Below are 21086 nucleotides of genomic sequence, written 5' to 3'. Positions count from 1 at the left end.
CGTCTGGTCAATCCCCTGTCAGCGCGGCGCCGAACGTCGGCGCCGGGCAACCTCAGGTCGAACCCGTCGGACGGGCCTGCAAGCCTCAAGCTTGATCCAGGCCGTATAGCGAGTGGAGCGTGCGGACGGCAAGCTCGGTATAGGCCGCGTCGATCAGCACGGAGAACTTGATCTCGGAGGTGGTGATGGCGCGGATGTTGATGCCCTTGTCGGCAAGCGCCCGGAACGCCTTGGCCGCGACGCCGGCATGGCTGCGCATTCCGACGCCGATCGCCGACACCTTCACCACGTCGGTGGCGCCTTCGATCTGGGCGAAGCCGATCGTGTCGTGCGCCCGATCGAGCACTGTGCGGGCGCGGTCGTAGTCGGCCGCCGGCACGGTGAAGGTCATGTCGGTGGTGGACTGGTCGCCCGACACGGTCTGGATGATCATGTCGACGTTGATGTTGGCGTCGGCGAGCGGCCCGAAGATCGCGGCGGCGACGCCGGGGCTGTCCTTGACGCGGCGAAGCGTGATCTGCGCCTCGTCCCGCGCGAAGGCGATCCCGGTGATGATCTGCTGTTCCACGTCGGTTTCCTCGTCGCAGATGAGGGTGCCGGGGCGCGCGGCGTCCGGCGGATCGAAGGAGGAGCGGACCGTGGTCGGCACCCGGTGCACCATGGCGAGCTCGACGGAGCGGACCTGCAGCACCTTGGCGCCGAGGGAGGCCATCTCCAGCATCTCCTCGAAGGTGACGCGCTCCATGCGCCTCGCCTTCGGCACGACGCGCGGGTCGGTGGTGTAGACCCCGTCCACGTCGGTGTAGATGTCGCAGCGCTCCGCGCCGATCGCGGCGGCGATCGCGACCGCGCTGGTGTCCGACCCGCCACGGCCCAAAGTCGTGATCCGGCCGGTCTCGGAATGGATGCCCTGGAAGCCGGCGATCACCGCAACCTCGCCGCGCTTGAAGCCGGCGTCGAGCCGTGCGCCGTCGATCTCCTCGATGCGGGCCGAGCCGTGCGCGTCCGAGGTCTGGATCGGGATCTGCCAGCCTTGCCAGGAACGGGCCGCGATGCCGGCCTTGCGCAGCGCGATCGCCAGCAGGCCGGAGGTGACCTGCTCGCCCGATGCGACGACGGCGTCGTACTCGGCGGCGTCGTAGTCGCCGTCGGCGTCCTTGACCCAGCCGACGAGCTCGTTGGTTTTGCCCGACATCGCCGATACCACGACCGCGACCTCGTAGCCGGCCGCGACCTCGCGGGCGACGTGGGCGGCCACGTTGCGGATGCGCTCGACGTTGGCGACCGAGGTGCCGCCGAATTTCATCACCAGACGGGGCATGGAGCGTCCGCGTTTCTCAAACTTCGTCGATCGGCCGATCCGGGCGCATCGGGACCGGGCGTGTAGGACGGCCCGCGGGGATTTCCGAGCGACCGCGCCGATCGCTGTACCGCACCGGCGTCCGGCGGGTACAAGCGGGGTCGGGACCTGTCAACACGCCGCCGATTCCGCTGCCGCGTTCCGCTGCGAAGTTCGGCCGCCCGTGCGAACCGGTCGGGCCGGCGCGTGTTTCCAACTGCCTGGTACGGACCCTCAAGGAGAGCGGATGAGCATCGACGAGACCGCCGCGGGCGGCGCCGCGCACGCGCGCACCGGGTCGGTGAACCCGGCCGAAATCGCCCGGTTCGACGCGCTGGCGGCGACGTGGTGGGACCCGCGCGGGCCGATGCGGGTGCTGCACCGCTTCAATCCCGTCCGCCTCGCCTACATTCGCGACACGGTCTGCCGCCATTACGGGCGCTCGGCTGAGACGCCCTTCGCGCTGGACGGCCTCTCGGTGGTCGACGTCGGCTGCGGCGGCGGCGTGCTGTCCGAGCCGCTGGCGCGCCTCGGCGCCGACGTCACCGGCCTCGACCCGGCCGTGCAGAACATCGCCGCCGCCCGCCGCCATGCGGAGGCCGAGGGCGTGCCCGTGGATTACCGGGCCGAGACCATCGAGTCGGTGGCCGCCGCGGGCCGGACCTTCGACGTGGTGCTGATCATGGAGGTGATCGAGCACGTCTCCGACATGCCGGCCTTCGTCCGCACCGCGGCCTCGGCGGTGAAGCCGGGCGGCCTGCTCTTCGCCGCGACGCTGAACCGGACGATGCGCTCCTTCGCGCTCGCGATCGTCGGTGCCGAATACGTCCTCGGCTGGCTGCCGAAGGGCACGCACGACTGGCAGAAGTTCGTGACGCCGTCCGAGCTGACGGCTGCGCTCCGGGGCGGCGACCTGTCCGTGACCGACACGACGGGCGTCGTCTACAACCCGCTCACGGACGGATGGCGGGTGGGCCGCGACACGGCGGTGAACTACATGCTGGCGGCCGAGAAGCCGGCTTAGGGCGCCCCTGCCCAACCCTGCCACCACCGGGCGGTCCCCGAAGGAGACGCGATGCTCGAGAAGATACCCGCCGCCGTGGGCCATGCCCTGTCCGGCCTCAAGGCCGGGCTCGAGAAGGCCGTCTTTCACACCGAATTTCCCGACGCTCCGGCGACGATCGCGTTGACGAGCCCAGACTTCGCCGACGGCGCGGCTCTGCCGGCCCGTTTCACTGCGGACGGTGACGGAACCTCGCCGCCGCTTGCCTGGAGCAACCTTCCGGCCGGCACGGCCGCCGTCGTGATCCTGGCGGAGGATGCCGACAGCCCGACGCCGCATCCGCTGGTGCATCTGATCGCGTGGAACCTAGCGCCGGTAATGTCGGATCTCGCCGAGGGCGCGTTGACCGCGGATGCGCCCGTGGATCTGGGCAAGAACAGCTTCCTCAAGGCCGGCTGGCTGCCGCCGGACCCGCCGAGCGGTCACGGTGCGCACCGCTACCTGTTCCAGGTCTACGCCCTCGACCGTCGCCTCGACCTGTCGCCCTCCCCAGGCCGCGGCGCCCTGGTCGACGCGATGCGGGGCCACGTCCTGGCAAAGGGCTCGCTCACCGGGACCTACGAGCGGCGCTGAGGCGCATAGCCGGCCTCGATCGATCGAGGGCGGATGACCAAACCAACGGAACGCGCGCGATGAAGGCTCTCCTCTGCACCCGGCTCGGCGGACCGGACGACCTGTCGATCGAGACGTTGCCCGATCCCGTGCCCGGCCCCGGCGAGGCGCTGGTGCGGGTCTCGGTCGCCGCGCTCAACTTCTTCGACACGCTGATCATCGCCGGGCGCTACCAGGTGAAGCCGGAGCTGCCGTTCTCGCCCGGCGGCGAAGCCTGCGGCGTGGTCGAGGCGCTCGGCCCCGGCGCGGAGGGCGTGCGGGTCGGCGACCGGGTGATCGTGCACGCCAAGTACGGCACCTGCCGCGAACGGGTGACCGTCCCGGTGCGCCTGCTGACCCCCGTGCCAGACGGCGTGAGCGACGAGCAGGCGGCGGGCCTGACGATCACCTACGGCACCTCGCTGCATGCCCTGCGCAACCGCGCGAAGGTCCGGCCGGGCGAATGGCTCGCGGTGCTCGGCGCCTCGGGCGGCGTCGGCCTCGCGGCGGTGGAACTCGGGGCGCTGCTCGGCGCCCGCGTCATCGCCTGCGCCTCGTCGGAGGACAAGCTCGCGGTCGCGCGCGAGCACGGGGCCGAGATCGGCCTCGTCTACGACCCGGCGACCTTGCGTGACGCCCTCAAGGAGGCGACCGGGGGCAAGGGCGTCGACGTGGTCTACGACGCTGTCGGCGACGCGTTCTCGGAGCCGGCCTTCCGCGCGCTGACCTGGCGCGGGCGCCTCCTCGTCGTCGGCTTCGCCGCCGGCGAGATCCCGCGCCTGCCGCTCAACATCATGCTGCTCAAGGAACTCGACGTGATGGGCGTCCACTGGGGCGTGTTCACCGAGCGCGAGCCGGAGGTGCACCGCGAAAACCAGCGCCAGATGCTGGCCTGGGTCGCCGAGGGTCGGCTGACCGCGCGGGTGCACGGCGCCTACCCCCTCGAAGACTACGCCGCGGCCCTCGGCATCCTCAGCCGCCGCGAGGCGGTGGGCAAGGTGCTGCTGCGGCCCTGACGCCTCAGATCAGGCCCTGCGCCTTGGCGAGCGCCACGAGGTCGCCCTGCGGCCGGGCGCCGATGTGCTGGATCACCTCCGCCGCCGCCAGCGCGCCGAGGCGGGCCGCGGTGACGTAGTCGAGGCCGCGGGCGTGCCCGGCCAGGAAGCCGGCGGCGAAGAGGTCGCCGGCGCCGGTGGTGTCCACGACCTCGCGCACCGGCGACGCCTCGACCGAGCGGATCTCGCCGCCCTTCACCACCATCGCGCCCTCGGACGAGCGCGTGACGAGGCCGAGGAGGTGCTTGCCGCGGCCGTCGCGTTCGTCGCGCAAGGCCTTGAGCGCCGCGTCCGGGTCGTCGGTCTGGTACAGGCTCTGCAGCTCGCCGATGTTGGCGAACAGGATGTCGACGCTGCCGTCTCGGATCAGGCCGAGGAATTCGTCGCGGTAGCGGCCGACGCAGAACGCGTCCGAGAGGGTGAGCGCCACCGCATTGCCGGCACCGTGCGCGATCGACACCGCCTTGCGGAACGCGTCCTTGGCGGCCGGCGGGTCCCAGAGGTAGCCTTCGAGGTAGACGACGCGGGCGCTCTCGACGACCGCCTCGTCGAGGTCGGCGGGCGACAGGCCCTGGCATGCGCCGAGATAGGTGTTCATCGTGCGTTCGCCGTCCGGCGTCACCAGCACGAAGCAGCGGGCGGTGGCGGGGCCGTCGGTCGCGGCCGGCACGCCGAAGGCGACGCCGGTCGCCTTCAGGTCGTGGCTGAACAGGCGGCCGAGCTCGTCGTCGCGGACCTTGCCGACGAAGCCAGTCTTGGCGCCGAGCAGCGCGGCGCCGACCGCCGTGTTGGCGCCCGACCCGCCCGACACGATCGTCGCCGGCCCCATCGCGGAAAACAACGCCTCGGCGCGCGGCTCGTCGATGAGCGCCATCGCGCCCTTCGGCACGCCCTGGTCTGCGAGGAAGCCCTCGTCTGTGCGGGCGATGACGTCGACGATGGCGTTGCCGAGCACCAGGAGGTCGAGCTGAGCGGTCATTCGGTCGTCCCTTCGAAATCTGCCCGCGCTCTCGCACCGGCGTCCGAACGGGTCAAGCGAGGCGGCTCAGGCGTCGGCGAACATCTCGGCGACCGGCACGTCGAGGCCGAGCGGATCGAGCCGGAGCACGCTGTCGGCCGCGATCCGCGACTCGATCACCTCGGCGCCACGGCGGTGATGGATGACGAGGCGTTTGACGGGATCGACGATCAGGTAGTGCATCACGCTGGCGAGGCTGAAGTACCCGGCGAACTTGACGCCGGTGTCGATCGCCTTGGTGCTCGGCGAGATCACCTCGACGACGATCAACGGATCGTTCACCTCGACCGCGTCGGCATCCATCCGGGAGCCGCACACGACGAGGGCGTCCGGCTCGAAAGCAGTGGTCGGATCGATCCGCACGGTCATGCCGTCCGGAAACACCTCGCACGGGAGGCCGCCGGCACGAACCGCGGCGTGCAAGGCTACGAAGATCCTAGATTTGGCGCGGGCATGCCGTGCGCGCTGCGGCGAGATGGCGAAGACTTCGCCGTTCAGGATTTCGTAGCGGCCACGTCGATCCTCGGCCCAGGTCAGGAACTGATCCACGGTCATTCCCGGATCGGGCCGAAGCTTGGGCTGAGCGCTCATCGGCCGATCCTAGCAGTCGGCGACGCCGTCGCGAAGCGGCGGCTACTGCATCGACTTGACTTCGCACTGCGCGTAGTCGGCACTCGCCTTCACGTAGGCGTTGAGCTTCTGCAGGTAGCCTTCGGCCAGAGGCCGAAAGGCCTGGAGCTGGAGGTTGTAGGCCTTGATCGCGTCGTTGTAGCTGTAGGCCTCCCAGCCGGGGCATCCGCCCTTGGCATCGAGGCAGGCGGGCTTTGCCGGCAGGGCCGGCTTCTCCGGCTTGGCCGAGGCCGGCGGCGGCTCCGGCAGGGGGCAGGCCGCGAGTGCCGCCCTGGGCGCGACGAGCGCCAGGGCGAACAGGGATCGGCTCAGGAAACCGCGCATGGACAGGTCGAGCTCCGTTCGGCCCGCGTCGGGGCCGGCCGGGTTGTGCGTCCGCGTGCCTCCGGGAGCAAGGCGGTCATCCGGCCGGCTGGACGCGGTGCGGCCGCTCCGCCCGCGGCGCGGGCTTGCGCGCAGCCGGCATCCCGCGAACCAGGGCGACCACCGGCAGCAGCAGGCCGATGGCGAGCACCCACCAGGCGGGGCGGATCACGTCGGAGAAGTCGAGGTTGGCGCCGAGCACGAGGTCGGCCGGGATGCCGCTCTTGATCCCGTACCACGCCGCCTCGATCCCCGCCGTCGCGAGGCCGGCGGCGACCGCCAGCAGCGCCAGCGACCACGGCCGCATCGGCAGGCGGACGCGTTGCATCAGGCGCCAGCCCATCAGCAGCACGAAGAGCCCGGTCCAGAACACCGGGTCTGAAACGTCGATCTTCGATTGCAGGAAGTAGTGCAGCAGGCCGAGAATGCCGATCGCGTAGGCCGCCTTGTGCAGCCGCGTCCAGTTCTTTCCCATCCGCCGGATCGCAGCATCGGTCGAGGTGGCGCCGAGCGCGATCAGGCCGAGGAGCGCGACGAAGCCGATCGTCAGGTAGAACCGCAGTGCGATCTCGGACACGACCTTGGCGAGGTCGAAGTTCTGGTCGACCACGTAGAGCGTCAGGTGCGCCAGCGCGTAGGCCAGGGTGGTGACCCCGATAAGGCGGCGGACGTTGATCAGCTTCGGCCAGTTCGCCACCCGTCGCAGCGGCGTGACCGCAAGGGAGGCCAGCAGGAAGCGGATGGTCCACTCGCCGGTGCCGTGGATCAGTGCCGTGATCGGCTTGGGCCCGAGAGTGTTCGTCGCGTAGGCGCCCGCGAGGTAGCAGGCCGGCGCGACGGCGAGCAGGAACGCCGCGAGCTTCAGGAGCGAAAGGCGCCCGGCGCGGTCGAGCCAGGGCAGCGGCAGGGCGTGGGACCGGGCGTCGGACATGGCGGCTCTTCGTATCGGCTGTCGGTGACGGTTCGCGGCCCGGAACGGCCAGCGGGGAACGCTCGCGATCCATTCGCTGGGTTCGCCCCACGGTTACGGATGCGGGCCGTTTTCGGTTTCGAACGCGCGAAGACGGTTGACCGCACCGGAGCGCGGCCGAGATAGCCCCGCAACCCAACGACGCAGGATCGCATCCGATGGATTACCGCACGCTTGGCCGCTCCGGCCTCAAGGTCTCGCCGATCTGCCTCGGCACGATGATGTTCGGCGGCGCCACCGACGAGGCCGATTCCGCGCGCATCGTCGCCAGCGCCCGCGAGGCGGGCGTGAACTTCATCGACACGGCCGACGTCTACAACGCCGGCGTCTCGGAGGAGATCACCGGCCGGGCGATCGCCGCCGACCGGCATGCCTGGGTGCTGGCCACCAAGGTGGCCAACCCGATGGGCGACGGACCCAACGACCGCGGCCTGTCGCGCGTCCACGTGCTCCGCGCCGCCGACGAGAGCCTGCGCCGGCTCGGCACCGACTTCATCGACATCTACTACCTCCACCGGGAGGATCACGCGACGCCGCTCGACGAGACCGTGCGGGCGATGGAGACCCTGGTCCGCCAGGGCAAGATCCGGCATTTCGGCGTCTCGAACCACCGCTCCTGGCGCATCGCCGAGATCTGCCGCCTGTGCGACGCCTACGGCATCGACCGGCCGGTGGTGAGCCAGCCCTATTACAACGCCTTGAACCGCATGCCCGAGACCGAGCACCTGCCGGCCTGCGCGCATTTCGGCCTCGGGGTGGTGCCGTACTCGCCGCTCGCCCGCGGCGTGTTGACCGGAAAGTACGATCCCGACGCCCCGCCCCCGGCCGACACCCGCGCCGGCCGCCAGGACACGCGGATGATGCAGACGGAATGGCGCCCGGAATCGCTACGCATCGCCCGCACCCTGAAGGACCATGCCGAGGCCCGCGGCATCACCGCCGGCCAGTTCGCCTTCGGCTGGGTGATGAACAACCGCGCGGTGACAGCGGTCATCGCGGGTCCGCGCACGCTGGCGCAGTGGACCGACTACCTCGGCGGGCTCGACTACGCCTTCACCCCCGAGGACGAGGCCCTGGTCGACGGCCTCGTCGTGACCGGCCATCCCTCGACGCCCGGCTACAACGATCCGGCCTACCCGGTCGAGGGCCGCGTCACGGTGAGCGGGACCAAGGCCTGAGGCACGTATCGATCGATCGGGTCCAATATTGGCGCAGGCAAGATTGGCGCAGGACGACACGGCCGTCGGGAAGGAGGATTAAAGATCGATTCACGCAAAAGGCCCTAGCGTGATGGTCGTTGCAGTTCCTGCGTATCCGAAGTGCCATGCCCCCATCCGTCGAGGTCGCGCCCGACCTGTCCGGGCTGATCGAACTGTCGCGCATCGCGCATCTCGACCTGAAGCCCGTCATCCTGCGGGTCCAGACCGATCTGTTCGTGCAGGCGGCCAACCGCGACAAGTCGGACATCGAGTCCTTCGCATCCCTCGCCGGCGGGCTTATCCCGACCGTCGACGAGGAGACGGCGGCGATCATCGCGGAGAAGCTCGCGCCCTTCGCCGACACGCCGCAATCCGTTCTGGCCACCCTCGCCGCCCGCGGCGGCCGCGTCCGCGACATCGTCCTGGAGACAGCCGTCACGCTCTCGCCGGCCCTGATCGACGCGGCGCTCCTCGACGGCGCCGACCTCGGCTCGGCGATGGCCGGGCGGCCCGGCCTGCCCCGCGCAGTCGTCGCCGAGTTGGCGCAGCGCGGCGATCCGGCGATCGACCGGGCGCTGGCCGGGAACCTCGCGATCACCCTGCGCAGCGACAGCGCCCGCCACCTCGTGGGCCGCGGCCGCGCCGACCCGGACCTCGCCGGCCTGCTTCTGGCGCGCCCGGACCTCGCGGCCGACGACCTCGCGCCGCTCTACCTGCATGCCGACCCGATCCGGCGCGATGCGATCCGCGAGGCCATCGCCGCCACGGCGGCGCTTCGCCCCTGCCCGCCCCCACCACGCGACCTCGGCGCGATGCTGCTCGGACTGTCCGCCGCCCACGACGTGCCCGGCTTCATCGCCGCGCTGTCCGACGGCCTGGGGCTGCCGGCGAACTTCTTGCGCGCCGCGCCGGACCCGGGCTCGCGCTACGACCTGCTCACCCTATGCCTGCGCGCCGCCGACCTGCACGAGGAGGAGGCGGTCTACGTCTTCCTGACCCTCGACGAGGCGGTGTCGCGCTCGGCCGAGCGGGTGTTCGAACTTGTCCGCCTGTTCCGCACCACCGATCGCCCGGCCGCCCGCGACCTGCTCTCGGCGATCCTCGACCGGCCGCTGCGCGAGCGCACCGCCACGGCCGACGCGCACCAGCCGCACCATGCGCCGGACACGGGCAAGGTCAGGGCAAGTGCCGTCGAACGGCCTGCCGCCCGCACGACCCTGCCGGGACGAGCGCGCAAGTCGTCTTGAAGCCCGCCCGGATGTCGGTGACGAGCCGGGCCTTTCGCTTGCTGATGGGCTGCCGCCGTTAGAGCCGGCTTCGCGCGTCGCAGCTCAGTCCGCGCCGCGTCGTCAGTGCCCCTCCGCGCCGCGCCAGGCGGCCTTGCGGTCGGCGTCCGCCAGGGTGTCGCGCGAGACGCTTGCCGTGCCGACGTGCCTGCCGAGCTCGGCCATGGCATCCTGCGCCAAACGCTGGCGGGACTCCGCCGGCAGTGCGCTCCAGGCCACCGAGGCGGACCCGACCGTCGCGAGCACCGTCGATCCCGTCGCCAGGACCGTCGCAGCCGGATCGCGCACGGCCGCCGTCGCCGTCGCCGTCGCCGTCGCTGCGGGTCCGATCGCGGACGTCGAGGGCTGGTCGCGCGTCGCCGCGAAATAGGACAACGCGCCGATCACCAGGGCGGCTCGCAACAGGAACGACATGGACGGTGATCCGGACGGCGGACGGGTTGGACTGGCCGAGGGTGGCGCCGACTTCCTGAACCCGCCGTCAACTGAGCGCGGAAATCGGCGTCGATGGTGAACGAACCGCATTCGGGACGACGGCGCACAGTCACGGTTACGTTGTGGAAAGCATCCGGGTGATCGGAAGCCGGCGCGCAACACTCGTTTAAGCCCGGTCTGCGACGGTCGGCTCCTAGTCGTTCGTCACCGAACCGGGGGGCGCGAAGGCCGAGTATTTCCTGGGATGCCGCGGTGTTGGCTGCCCCGGGTCTTGGGTCTTGTGCGTTGCGCGTATCTGTCTTGCGTATTCAACACCGGCTGCCCGCGCTGCTCGACGCCCGCCTCGCGAGCTTCGTGCATGAATCCGCGATCGAGGACGCGGCCGTGCGCTTCCGCCACGAGCGCTTCCTGGTCTCGCGCCTCGCCACCGGCGCGGTGATGATGGCTGGGCTGCCGCCCTACCTGCTGTGGCGCGGCGTGCCCTCGGGCATCGAAGTCCTCGCCATCGCCAGCCTGTTCCTACCGGTCCTCGCCGCCGTCCTGCTCTCGCGCACCGGCTCGCTCTGGGTCGCTCACGCGGTCTCCTCCGCCGGCCTCACCGGGCTGATCGTCTGCCTCGCCGGGCTCACCGGCGGCGTGCAGTCGGCCGCGACCGTCTGGCTCGTGGCGATCCCGCTCGAAGCGGTGGTCTCCGGCTCGAAGCGGGCGACCGTCGCCGCGTCCCTGCTGGCGATGCTCGGCGTGCTCGGCGTCGCGCTCGCCGGCTCTTGGATCGTCACCAGCCCGACGGTCGCGCTCTCGGCCACCGTGGCGTTACCGGTCTTCGCCATCACCGCCATCGGCCACGTCGCCGCGCAGGTGTTGGAGCAGATGCGCAACGAGGGCCAATGGCGCAAGCGCATGCGCGACAACGAGGCCCGGGACCGGATGCTGCTCGCCGCGATCGACGACCTGGTCACCTGGCACGACGCCAACGGCCGGGTGATCGAGGCGTCGGCCTCGGCCGAGACCCTCGTCGGCACCGACGCCCTGCGCCTGCGCGGCCACGGCCTGCTGGAGCGCGTCCACGTCGCCGACCGCCCCGCCTTCCTGCAGGCGATCAGCGACGTCGCGGCGTTGGGCAAGCCCGCGACGGTGCAGCTGCGCCTCAACGTCGACCCGACCGCGCGGCGGCAGGACGGCGCACGGCTGATCCATGTCGAGATGCGGGCGCACCGGATCGCGCAGGGTCCGTCCGGCCCGGTCGGCGTCGTCGCCGTGACCCGGGACGTGACCGAGCATCGCCGCCATGCCGAGGAACTGGAGCGGGCGCGTGCCGAGGCGGAGCGCGCCGACGAGGTGAAGAGCCGGTTCCTGGCCAACGTCACCCACGAGCTGCGCACGCCCCTGAACGCCATCATCGGCTTCTCCGAGGTGCTGGCCGGCGAAGGCGCGATGGTGCTCGGGCCCGAGCGGGCGCGGGAATATGCCGGCATCATCGGCGCCTCGGGGCAGCACCTGCTCAGCGTCGTCAACACCCTGCTCGACATGAGCCGGATCCAGAGCGGCAACTTCGATTACGCGCCGGAGACGGTGGACGCGGCAGCTCTCGTGCGCAGCTGCTGCGACTTGATGAAGCTCAAGGCCGACGAGGCCGGAATCGTCCTTGTGCCGACGCCCGCGCACGGCTCTATCGAGATCACCGCGGATTCGCGTGCCTGCCGGCAGGTGCTGATCAACCTGATTTCGAACGCGGTGAAGTTCACGCCCGCCGGCGGCCGCATCGAGGTGGCGCTGCGCAGGACCGAGACCGGCCTCGACCTCGTCGTCTCGGATACCGGCATCGGCATCCGGGAAGCCGACCTGCCGCGGCTCGGCACGCCGTTCTTCCAGGCGGGGACCGGCGGCTACAAGCGCACCCACGAGGGTACCGGCCTCGGCCTGTCCGTGGTGCAGGGTCTCGTCGGCCTGCACGGCGGCGCCATGACGATCGAGAGCGCGCCGGATGCGGGGACGGCCGTCACCGTCAGCCTGCCGAAGGCCTGCCGCCAGCCCGAAAGCGCGCTCGGCACCGCGCCGCTGACCGCCCGGGTGCGCACGACCCGCAATGCGCCAGCCACCGGCGCCGTCGTTCGCCTGCCGCTCGGCCTGTTCGACAGCGGGCCGACGGTGGTGCGGGAGCCCGACGAAGCCGCGCGCCTGCGCCGCGCCGGCTGATCCGAAACGCAACGGGGAGACAGAATGTCCGAGATGCGCGACCATCGCGAGATCACCGTCGCCGGCGAGGCCCGCAGCGCACGCCCGGCCAAGGCCGCCCGCCACCCGACACCACCTCGCGCAGCCATCACCGATGCCGACGCCTCGGAATGGCGGGTGATGCTCGGGGCCGTGGCCAGCGGGACCTTGCGCATGTGCCGGCGCAACCCCGGTACGCTGTTCGGCGGGGTGGTCGCGCTCGGCGCCGTGGTGATGGTCTCGATGAACGCGCTGGGCTACCAGACCGGCCGCCACCCGGCGCCGATCCTGCCGAAGATCGCGATTCGCCAAGACGCGCTTCGCCAAGACGCGCTTCGCCAAGACGCGGTACGGAAGGACCCGGTCCCGAAGGCTTCGCCGGACATGGCGGCCGAAGCCGCGCGGCCCGCCGAGCCGTCACGGCCGCCGGCCAAGACCGCCGAATCCGCCAAGCCTGCGAACCGGGATGCGATCGCCGACCTGATCCGGTCCGGCGAGACCACCGCCTCGGTCACGCCGAAGGCGGCCGCCGCATCACCGAAACCGCAGCCCTCGGTGATGCAGGCGCAAAAGGCTCTGACGAAGCTCGGCTACGGGCCGCTCAAGGCCGACGGGCTGATGGGCGCCACCACCCGCGCGGCGATCGAAAAGTTCGAGCGCGACCGCAAGCTGCCGGTAAAGGGCGAACCCGCCGGCCGGACCCTGCGCGAGCTCGCCGCTCGCGCTGCCCTGCCCCCGGCCTGATTGCATCGCGGTCCGGCGCGGCGCATGCCCGGCGCGCATCCGCACTGGGAGGTCCCATGCCGCGCCTGCGCTCCGATTTCTGGGTCTCGGCCCACCTGAGGCGCCTCGCCGTCGAGGGCATCTCCGCGGTTCAGCGGCGGCGCGGGGCGGCGGAGGCGGGCGCGATCTTCGTCAAGGTCGATCGCCTCGACGGACGCGCCGACCTCTACGGGCCGGCGCCGCAGGCTTTGTTCGAGGGCGAGGATTCCGGCGGCCGCCGTTTCGTGGCGATGGTCACCGAGGGCACGCCGCTCGATGCCGAGGAGCGCCTGACCAAGGAGATCCGCTTCGATCCCGACCTGTGGATCATCGAGGTCGACGACCGCGAAGGCCGGCACCTCCTCGATCTCGCCGAATAGCCTCAGGCCGCCTCGCCCGCGAGTCGCCGCGCCGCACGATCGCGCTCGATCAGCGGCAGCAGGGCAGCCAGGTCCGGCCCGTGCTCCAGGCCGGTGAGCGCCAGGCGCAGCGGCATGAAGAGGGCTTTGCCCTTGGCGCCGGTCCGCTCGCGGATCGCGGTGGTCCAGGCCTTCCAGGTCTCGGGGCCGTAGGGCTCGGGCGGCAGCGTCGCCAACGCCGCGTCGGTCACGACGGCGTCCGCGATCACCGGCGCGACCGGCCCGACCACCACCTGCCACCAGTCGCGAATCTCGGCGATCCGGTGGAGATTCGCCCGCGCCGCCAGCCACAAAGGTTCGGCGACGGCCGCCGGGATGCCGAGCGCGTCCAGGCGCTCGGCGGCGTCCGCGAACGGCATCTCGTGGAGGATGCGAGCGTTGAGCCCGTCGAGTTCGTGCGGATCGAACTTGGCCGGCGCCCGGGAGATGTGGGCGAGGTTCACGAGCTCGGCGAGCGCGTCCATCGTCGCGACCGCGCGCACAGCCTCGGCCGAGCCGGTGAGCACGGCGAGCGAGCGCACGGCGGCCGGCTCGTAGCCCGCCTCGCGCAGCGACCGCAGCGACAGGTGGCCGAGGCGCTTCGACAGCCCCTCGCCGTCCGCAGTCGTCAGAAGGTTGTGGTGGCCGAAGACCGGAAGCGCAGCCCCCAGCGCCTCGAAGATCTGCACCTGTACGCCGGTGTTGGTGACGTGGTCCTCGCCACGGATCACGTGGGTGACGCCGAGGTCGGCGTCGTCGACCACCGAGGGCAGCGTGTAGAGGTAGCTGCCGTCGGCGCGCACCAGCACGGGGTCGGAGAGCGAGGCGCAATCGACGTGCGCCGTGCCGCGGACGAGGTCGTCCCAGGCGACCGCCCGCGGCTCGAGCTTGAAGCGCCAATGCGGGATGCGGCCTTCCGCCTCCATGGCGGCGCGCTCGTTGTCGCTCAGCGCGAGCGCCGCGCGATCGTAGATCGGGGGTAGGCCGCGGCCGAGCTGGCGCTTGCGCCGCCGCTCCAGCTCCTCCGGCGTCTCGTAGCAAGGATAGAGCCGGCCGAGCGCCTTCAGCTTGTCGGCGGCGGCGTCGTACACCGCCGTCCGGTCCGATTGGCGGGCGCGCAGGTCCGGCACGATGCCGAGCCAGGCGAGGTCCGTCTCGATCGCCTCGGCGAAGGCCTCGGTCGAGCGTTCGCGGTCGGTGTCGTCGAGCCGCAGCAGGAAGCGACCGCCGTTCGCGAGGGCGAAGAGCGCGTTCAGCAGCGCGGGCCGCGCGTTGCCGATGTGGAGGAAGCCGGTGGGCGACGGCGCGAAGCGGACAAGAGGAGCCATGGCGGCGTCTTAACCTCCAATTGCCCCTCTCCGCCACAGCCCGACCGGGATGTCGCGCGTAGACGGCGGAAACACGTGGCGACGGATTGCGCGGTCGGCGACGCTTCCAGGCAGCCGGAACCCGGCGTTCCTTGGATGGGGCGCCGCGGCGGCCGACAAGCGCGGAGCGGAAATCCGGCCGGAACCGGTGCGGTCGTCGATGTCGATCGGTGATCGCATCGGTTCTGCAGCTTGACGCCACCGCTCAGCCGGCCCTAGAAGGCCCTCGTTCCGGGATCGACGGCGTCAGCGCTGGTCGATCGGGATCGCGGCGGCCCAAGGGCTCGCCGCGCGGGATGGACGGTTAGCACAGCGGTAGTGCGTTCCCTTCACACGGGAAAGGTCGCAGGTTCGATCCCTGCACCGTCCACCATTTCCTCTCAGATCAGTTTGGCCGCTCGTCCGACCTACGTTGTCGTGCGCCGAAGCCACCGAACCTTGTGTCTCAGCCCTCAGAGGTGGTTGGGAGGCGAGCGCTGCGTTGCCTGATCCAGCCTCCGGCCAAAGCGCGAAACCCGCCATTAACCTTCCTCGGTGATTTGTCGGATCGTTAATGGCTTCGCGCGGGCTGTCCCTGCTGCCGGCCAAGGATGGCACATCATGCGGCTGATCGTCGGCACCCTGATCGTCTTCGCCTGCGTCTTCGGCAGCTATTCGGCGATGGGCGGCCACCTCGAAGTGCTTTGGCAGCCGTTCGAGTTCGTCATCATCCTCGGTGCGGCGATCGGGGCCTTCATCATCGGCAACACCGGGCCGGTGCTCAAGGCCGTGCCCGCCATGTTCGGCACGCTCGTGAAGGGGCCGAAATACAACCAGCAAGCCTATGTCGAGCTTCTGGGAATGCAGTTTTCCTTGTTCAAGCTCGCGAAGCAGAAAGGCCTGATGGCGCTCGAGCCGCACATCGAAGAGCCGAGCGAGTCGACGCTGTTCAACGCCTTCCCGACCTTTGCAGCCAACCATCACGCGGTCGAATTCGTCTGCGACTACATGCGGATGGTGACGCTGGGCGCCAACAACGTCCACGAAATCGATGCGCTCATGGATGAGGAACTCGAGACGCACCACCAGGAGCAGGAGCGTATCGTCTCGGCCATGCAGTCGCTCGCCGACGGTACGCCCGCGCTCGGCATCGTCGCCGCCGTGCTCGGCGTGATCAAGACGATGGGAGCCATCAAGGAGCCGCCGGAGGTGCTGGGCCATCTGATCGGCGGCGCGCTCGTCGGCACCTTCTTCGGCGTCTTCGTCGCCTACGGCTTCTTCGGGCCCATGGCGCAGTCGCTCAAGAGCCTCTTCGAGGCGGAGTCGAAATACTACGTTTCGCTAAAGGCTGGTCTCCTTGCCCACATCGCCGGCCAGCCGCCGGTGATGGCGGTGGAATTCGCCCGCAAGGCCCTAATGAGCGACGTCCGCCCGACCTTCAACGAAGTGGAAGCGGCGACCGCCGCCCTGCCCGCCTAATCCGACCCCATCTCGAGAAGGGACGCGACGATCATGGCGCTCCAGCCGATCATCATCAAGAAGGTCAAGAAGGCCGCGCACGGGCACCACGGCGGGGCCTGGAAGATTGCCTACGCGGACTTCGTGACCGCCATGATGGCGTTCTTTCTGCTGATGTGGCTGATCAGCATGACGACGCAGGAGCAGAAGGCCGGTTTGGCGGAATACTTTGCGCCGGCGGCTTTGAGCCCCGCTTCCAGCGGCGCTGGCGGAATGCTCTATGGGACCTCTCTCGATACGTCGGGCAACAAGCCGTCCACGCCCCGCGAGAAGGCGACGGGTTCAGCCGAGCAGGATGAGAGGGCGCGCCCGACCAGTGCGGGCGGCGCCAGCGACCTCGATGCCAGCCGCCCGGCCGCCAGCGTGCAGCCCAATTACAGCGCCATGGCCAGCCTGCGGCAGGCGCTCCAGAAGATGCCCGACATCGCCGAGCTGTCGCGCAACATCGTGATCGAGCCGACCAAGGAGGGCGTGAACGTCTCCCTCGTGGACGACGACGGCCGTTCCATGTTCCGCGAGGGTTCGGTCGACCCCCACGAGCGGACCCGTCGCGTGCTGGAAGCGCTGGCGCCCGCCCTGCGCCGGCTACCCAACCGCCTGTCCATCACCGGCTACACGTCCGCCACCCGCCCGGGTTCGGCGCGGGCCGGCGAACCCTGGAACCTCACCGCCGGGCGTGCGCTCACCGTACGCGAGATCCTGTCGGGCGCCGGGGTTCCCAACGAGAACTTCGCGTCGGTGGTGGGACGCGCCGACACCGAGCCGGTCTTTCCCGACAACCCCTACATCGCCCCGAACCGGCGGGTGACCGTCACGCTGCTCAATGCGAGCCCGGCGACGCCCCCGAACATCCTTCGCTGACGGACCAACCGCATCGCCTCTGTTGAATGCTCGGCCCAATAGGACCGAACTGATCTGGGCACGGCGTCCACGGTGCGGTGCCATGCCTAGACCACCACTCTGAAACCTGATCTTAAGCCACTTTCAGTGTGGAACCACCGGCTCGGTGCGAACGAAGAGCGACCAAGCCTCACGTCCCAAGACAAACGTCCGGCAAAGCTCAGTTGTTGGCGGTGCGGAACGTGTCGCAGGACTTCGTCTGGCCGCTCTTGTAGCCGTTCATGAACCAGCGTTGGCGCTGCTCGGACGAGCCGTGCGTGAACGAGTCCGGCACTGCGTAGCCCTGGCTCTGCTTCTGCAGCTTGTCGTCTCCGATCGCGCTGGCCGCGTTCATCGCCTCGTCGATGTCACCCTGCTCCAGGGAATTGTACTTGTCGTTGGAGTTCTTGGCCCAGACGCCGGCGAGGCAATCGGCCATCAGCTCGATCCGGACGGAGAGCGCGTTCGCTTCGCGCTTGGACGAGGCCTGCTGCTGGCGGGCCTGGACCTTGCCGAGGATGCCGAGGACGTCCTGCACGTGATGGCCGACCTCGTGCGCGATGACGTAGGCGTAGGCGAAGTCGCCCTTCACACCGAACTTCTGCTCCATCTCCTTGAAGAAGCCGGTGTCCAGATAGACCTTCTTGTCGAGCGGGCAGTAGAACGGACCCATCGCCGCCTGGGCCGAGCCGCAGCCGCTGCGTGTGCCGCCGGTGTAGAGCACCATCGTGGTCGGGGTGTACTGCTTGCCGGTCTGGTTCGGGAGGATCTGGCTCCAGACGTCCTCGGTGTTGCCCAAGATCTTGGAGGCGAAACGGCCGCTGTCGTCGGTCGGCGCCGTCTTGCGCCGCGTCTGCGTCTGCGGGTCGGCCTGCTCCTCGCGCTGGCTGCCGCCGCCGCGGGTCATCTGTTCGGCGCCGCCCATCAGGATCGCCGGATTGATGCCGGTGACCCAGCTGATGATCAGGATCACGACGATCGCGCCGATGCCGAGCCCGCCGGCACCGCCGCCCGGAAAGCCCATACCGCCGCCGCCGCCTTCGCCGCGACGATCCTCGACGTTGTCCGAACTCCGAAAATCGTCCCAGCGCATAATTTCGACCGCCACTCGTTCTCACGACGCCGTTATCGCGAGTCGCAGGGTAATGACACAGGCCGAGCGAGGGTTCCGCTCGAACGGTCAAGCTTTTCCGTCGAGGGCGGCGCGCAGCAGCCGGAAATCCCGCCAGGCGAGCCGCTTCTGCATCGGCTGCCGCAGGAGGTAGGCCGGGTGGAGCGTGGCGAGCGCCCGCACCGTGCGATGGGGCATCGCGTAGGGGTAGAACCGCCCGCGCGCCTTCAGAATGCCGTCCTTGGTGCCGGTGATCGCCTTCGTCGCCGGGCTGCCGAGGCAGACGATGATGTCGGGGTCGGCAAGCTCGATCTGCCGCTCGAGGAACGGGCGGCACACGGCGAGCTCCTGGATCGTCGGCTCGCGGTTACCGGGCGGGCGCCACGGCACCACGTTGGCGACGTAGGCCATCGTGCGGTCGAGGCCGATCGCCGCCATCATCCGGTCGAGCAGCTGGCCCGAGCGGCCCATGAACGGCTTGCCGACCCGATCCTCGTCGGCGCCCGGCGCCTCGCCGATGAACATCAGCTTCGCGGCGGGATTTCCGTCGGAGAAGGCGAGGTTCTTGGCCGTGAAGCGCAGCGGGCACCCGTCGAAGTCCGTGAGCAGCGCCTCCAGCTCCGCGAGCGTCCCGACCTCCCGGGCCCGGGCCCGGGCATCGGTGGCGGCTTCCTCGGGCTTGGCCGACGCAGATTGTCCGTAGGTGCGGGGCGGTGACGGCGCCTTCTCCGGTGCCGGCGGCGCCTCTTCGCGGGACGACACCGCGTCGCGCGGCGGCAACGCGCGGCGCGCGGCCTCGACGGGCGCGTCGCGGGCGGGTGATGTGCGGCGCAGGGTCGGAGCCGGCGTGTCGGCTTCCTGGAAGCGGTCGTGCGGCGCCTCGTCGAGGGCGAGGTCGACGCCGCTCTCCACATGGAAATCGAGATACGCGATCAGGTCGCGCTGTGCGTCCGCCGACGATGTCATGGGCATGATGTGGGGCGTGACGCACCTGTGGACAACGCGGCATCGGCGCCGTCGCCGCGCGGCGCCGAGACGCCGCGATGCGCGACTTGGCCGCTCCCGCGCCTTCTCCCCTGCCAGCGGCGGCTTGCCAACCTACATTGGAACGGGTTCAGAACGACAGCACACGGCGCATCCACCGATCGGCCCGCGTCAGCGGACGGCCCGGGCGCACGAAAGAGACACGGCAGGAGACGACAGGCATGGCGCATCCCGAACGCGAGGGCATGGATTTCGACGTGGTCATCGTCGGCGCGGGGCCGGCCGGCCTCGCCGCGGCCATCCGCCTGAAGCAGCACGCCCATGAGAGCGGCGACGAGATCAACGTCGTCGTCGTCGAGAAGGGCTCCGAGGTCGGCGCCCACATCCTCTCGGGCGCCGTGATCGACCCGTCGGGCCTCGATACCCTGGTGCCGGACTGGCGCGACGATTCCGAGCGTCCACTGAAGACCGCGGTGGAGCGCGACGAGTTCCTGTACCTGACCAAGAACAGCGGCGTGACGATGCCGAACCTGTTCTTTCCCAAGTTCATGTCGAACCACGGCAACTTCGTCGGCTCGCTGTCGAACGTCGCCAAGTATCTCGGCGCCAAGGCCGAGGCGCTGGGCGTCGAGATCTATCCGGGCTTCCCGGCCTCAGAGGTGCTCTACGACGACCGGGGCGTCGTCGTCGGCATCGCCACCGGCGACCTCGGCATCGCCAAGTCGGGCGAGCCGCGCGACGACTACACCCGCGGCATGGAGCTGCGCGGTAAGTACGTCATCTTCGGCGAGGGCGCCCGCGGATCGCTGACCAAGACCCTGATCGACCGGTTCGAACTCAACCGCCACAGCGACCACCAGAAGTACGGGCTCGGCGTGAAGGAGCTGTGGCAGCTCGCGCCCGGCCAGTTCGAGCCGGGCCTGGTGCGCCACTCGATGGGCTGGCCCCTGCCGAACAAGGCCGGCGGCGGCTCGTGGCTGTACCACTTCGACGACCACCTGCTCTCGGTCGGCTTCGTCACCCACCTGAACTACGAGAACCCGACCCTGTCGCCGTTCGAGGAGTTCCAGCGCTTCAAGACCCACCCGATGATCCGCGAGGTGTTCGAGGGCGCCAAGCGCATCGGCTACGGCGCGCGCGCGATCATGGAAGGCGGCTGGCAGTCGGTGCCGAAGCTCGTCTTTCCCGGCGGCTGCCTCGTGGGCGATTCCGCCGGCTTCGTGAACGTGCCGCGCATCAAGGGCTCGCACAACGCGGTCCTCTCCGGCATGCAGGCGGCCGACGCCATCGCCGACGCGCTGAAGGCGGGCCGCCAGGGCGACGAGCTCACCGCCTACGACGCCGGCTGGCGCGACAGCGCGATCGGCGCCGACCTCAAGGCGGTCCGCAACGTGAAGCCGCTATGGTCGCGCTACGGCACCCTCGCGGGCGTGGGCCTCGGCGGCCTCGACATGTGGTCGAACACGCTGCTCAACGCCTCGCCCTTCGGCACGCTCAAGCACGGCAAGCCCGACCACGCCTGCACCAAGCCGATCTCCGAGGTGACGCCGATCGTCTACCCGAAGCCCGACGGCAAGCTCACCTTCGACCGGCTCTCCTCGGTCTACCTCTCGAACACCAACCACGAGGAGGACCAGCCGCCCCACCTGCAGGTGAAGGACATGGGCCTGCAGAAGGCCTCCGAGCACGACGTGTTCGGCGGTCCCTCCGCGCGCTACTGCCCGGCCGGCGTCTACGAGTGGGTCGAGGATGCGGCGGCCGGGGACGGCGTGCGCTACCAGATCAACGCGCAGAACTGCGTCCACTGCAAGACCTGCGATATCAAGGACCCGAACCAGAACATCAATTGGGTGACGCCGGAGGGCCCGGGCGGACCGAACTACCCGAACATGTGATCAGGAGGCGGCCGGAGACCTGCTCCGGCG

The 21086-nt window shown here is 70.2% G+C and carries 20 protein-coding genes and 1 tRNA gene; 12 read left to right on the top strand and 9 right to left on the bottom strand.

The genetic code is table 11. The features are described from left to right. Nucleotides 1–85: 85 nt before the first annotated feature. The gene (locus FV229_RS05995; protein WP_147751082.1) at nt 86–1321 is read right to left on the bottom strand and encodes an aspartate kinase; all 1236 of its coding nucleotides are present in this window, start codon (nt 1319–1321) and stop codon (nt 86–88) included. Nucleotides 1322–1586: 265 nt separating this feature from the next. On the opposite strand from FV229_RS05995, the gene ubiG reads away from it, so the two are divergent. From ubiG to FV229_RS05980, 3 genes are read left to right on the top strand one after another with little or no spacing between them, the layout of a single operon-like run. Beyond that, complete coding sequence (gene ubiG / locus FV229_RS05990) at nt 1587–2363, top strand: bifunctional 2-polyprenyl-6-hydroxyphenol methylase/3-demethylubiquinol 3-O-methyltransferase UbiG (RefSeq protein ID WP_147751081.1); 777 nt, start codon at nt 1587–1589, stop codon at nt 2361–2363. 51 nt (nt 2364–2414) lie between these two features. Further along, nucleotides 2415–2975 carry a YbhB/YbcL family Raf kinase inhibitor-like protein gene (locus tag FV229_RS05985; protein ID WP_147751080.1) on the top strand — a complete coding sequence of 187 codons (561 nt, stop codon included), beginning with the start codon at nt 2415–2417 and terminating at the stop codon, nt 2973–2975. Nucleotides 2976–3034: 59 nt separating this feature from the next. Continuing rightward, nucleotides 3035–4009, top strand: coding sequence for an NADPH:quinone oxidoreductase family protein (locus FV229_RS05980; RefSeq protein ID WP_147751079.1), 975 nt, complete (start codon nt 3035–3037; stop codon nt 4007–4009). Between the two features lie 4 nt (nt 4010–4013). On the opposite strand, the gene FV229_RS05975 is transcribed toward FV229_RS05980, so the two are convergent. The 4 genes from FV229_RS05975 to FV229_RS05960 all read right to left on the bottom strand — a co-directional run bounded on the left by FV229_RS05975 (nt 4014) and on the right by FV229_RS05960 (nt 6990). Then, nucleotides 4014–5027 carry an adenosine kinase gene (locus FV229_RS05975; RefSeq protein ID WP_147751078.1) on the bottom strand — a complete coding sequence of 338 codons (1014 nt, stop codon included), beginning with the start codon at nt 5025–5027 and terminating at the stop codon, nt 4014–4016. A gap of 66 nt (nt 5028–5093) precedes the next feature. Continuing rightward, on the bottom strand, nt 5094–5657 hold the full coding sequence (locus FV229_RS05970) for a Uma2 family endonuclease (protein ID WP_147751077.1): 564 nt from the start codon (nt 5655–5657) through the stop codon (nt 5094–5096). A gap of 42 nt (nt 5658–5699) precedes the next feature. After that, complete coding sequence (locus FV229_RS05965) at nt 5700–6020, bottom strand: hypothetical protein (protein ID WP_147751076.1); 321 nt, start codon at nt 6018–6020, stop codon at nt 5700–5702. Between the two features lie 76 nt (nt 6021–6096). Then, nucleotides 6097–6990, bottom strand: a complete 894-nt coding sequence (locus tag FV229_RS05960; RefSeq protein WP_147751075.1) for a protein-methionine-sulfoxide reductase heme-binding subunit MsrQ — start codon at nt 6988–6990, stop codon at nt 6097–6099. Between the two features lie 197 nt (nt 6991–7187). Here FV229_RS05960 and FV229_RS05955 point away from each other — a divergent pair, with 197 nt between their 5' ends. Continuing rightward, nucleotides 7188–8207 (top strand): aldo/keto reductase, encoded by a 1020-nt coding sequence (locus FV229_RS05955; protein ID WP_147751074.1) that lies wholly within the window; start codon nt 7188–7190, stop codon nt 8205–8207. A gap of 146 nt (nt 8208–8353) precedes the next feature. After that, complete coding sequence (locus tag FV229_RS05950; RefSeq protein ID WP_147751073.1) at nt 8354–9475, top strand: DUF2336 domain-containing protein; 1122 nt, start codon at nt 8354–8356, stop codon at nt 9473–9475. Nucleotides 9476–9577: 102 nt separating this feature from the next. Here FV229_RS05950 and FV229_RS05945 read toward each other — a convergent pair whose 3' ends face one another. Beyond that, nucleotides 9578–9928 (bottom strand): hypothetical protein, encoded by a 351-nt coding sequence (locus FV229_RS05945; protein WP_147751072.1) that lies wholly within the window; start codon nt 9926–9928, stop codon nt 9578–9580. A 321-nt stretch (nt 9929–10249) separates the two neighbouring features. Here FV229_RS05945 and FV229_RS05940 point away from each other — a divergent pair, with 321 nt between their 5' ends. Genes FV229_RS05940 through FV229_RS05930 form a run of 3 tightly spaced genes read left to right on the top strand, consistent with a single transcriptional unit; the run spans nt 10250 to nt 13305 of the window. Next, entirely contained in the window at nt 10250–12145 is a 1896-nt protein-coding gene (locus tag FV229_RS05940; protein WP_147751071.1) for a PAS domain-containing sensor histidine kinase, read from the top strand. 33 nt (nt 12146–12178) lie between these two features. Beyond that, nucleotides 12179–12907 (top strand): peptidoglycan-binding domain-containing protein, encoded by a 729-nt coding sequence (locus tag FV229_RS05935; protein ID WP_147751089.1) that lies wholly within the window; start codon nt 12179–12181, stop codon nt 12905–12907. Nucleotides 12908–12963: 56 nt separating this feature from the next. Next, entirely contained in the window at nt 12964–13305 is a 342-nt protein-coding gene (locus FV229_RS05930; RefSeq protein ID WP_147751070.1) for a DUF1491 family protein, read from the top strand. 2 nt (nt 13306–13307) lie between these two features. On the opposite strand, the gene gltX is transcribed toward FV229_RS05930, so the two are convergent. Continuing rightward, nucleotides 13308–14651: a glutamate--tRNA ligase gene (gltX, locus tag FV229_RS05925; protein WP_147751069.1), complete on the bottom strand. Its 1344-nt coding sequence runs from the start codon at nt 14649–14651 to the stop codon at nt 13308–13310. Nucleotides 14652–14988: 337 nt separating this feature from the next. On the opposite strand from gltX, the gene FV229_RS05920 reads away from it, so the two are divergent. The 3 genes from FV229_RS05920 to FV229_RS05910 all read left to right on the top strand — a co-directional run bounded on the left by FV229_RS05920 (nt 14989) and on the right by FV229_RS05910 (nt 17048). After that, nucleotides 14989–15063, top strand: a tRNA-Val gene (locus FV229_RS05920). Nucleotides 15064–15290: 227 nt separating this feature from the next. Continuing rightward, nucleotides 15291–16148 (top strand): flagellar motor stator protein MotA, encoded by an 858-nt coding sequence (gene motA, locus FV229_RS05915; protein WP_147751068.1) that lies wholly within the window; start codon nt 15291–15293, stop codon nt 16146–16148. Between the two features lie 33 nt (nt 16149–16181). Continuing rightward, nucleotides 16182–17048, top strand: a complete 867-nt coding sequence (locus FV229_RS05910; protein WP_147751067.1) for a flagellar motor protein MotB — start codon at nt 16182–16184, stop codon at nt 17046–17048. A 199-nt stretch (nt 17049–17247) separates the two neighbouring features. Here the strand turns inward: FV229_RS05910 and FV229_RS05905 are convergent, their stop codons facing one another. After that, nucleotides 17248–18159 (bottom strand): neutral zinc metallopeptidase, encoded by a 912-nt coding sequence (locus FV229_RS05905; RefSeq protein WP_147751088.1) that lies wholly within the window; start codon nt 18157–18159, stop codon nt 17248–17250. Nucleotides 18160–18246: 87 nt separating this feature from the next. Beyond that, nucleotides 18247–19143 carry a uracil-DNA glycosylase gene (locus FV229_RS05900; RefSeq protein WP_147751087.1) on the bottom strand — a complete coding sequence of 299 codons (897 nt, stop codon included), beginning with the start codon at nt 19141–19143 and terminating at the stop codon, nt 18247–18249. A gap of 239 nt (nt 19144–19382) precedes the next feature. Here FV229_RS05900 and FV229_RS05895 point away from each other — a divergent pair, with 239 nt between their 5' ends. Next, nucleotides 19383–21056 carry an electron transfer flavoprotein-ubiquinone oxidoreductase gene (locus tag FV229_RS05895; protein ID WP_147751066.1) on the top strand — a complete coding sequence of 558 codons (1674 nt, stop codon included), beginning with the start codon at nt 19383–19385 and terminating at the stop codon, nt 21054–21056. Nucleotides 21057–21086: the final 30 nt, after the last annotated feature.

This window comes from Methylobacterium sp. WL120, from assembly GCF_008039465.1.
GTDB classification, from domain to species: Bacteria; Pseudomonadota; Alphaproteobacteria; order Rhizobiales; family Beijerinckiaceae; genus Methylobacterium; species Methylobacterium cerastii.
This window is presented reverse-complemented; position numbering and strand designations above follow the sequence as displayed.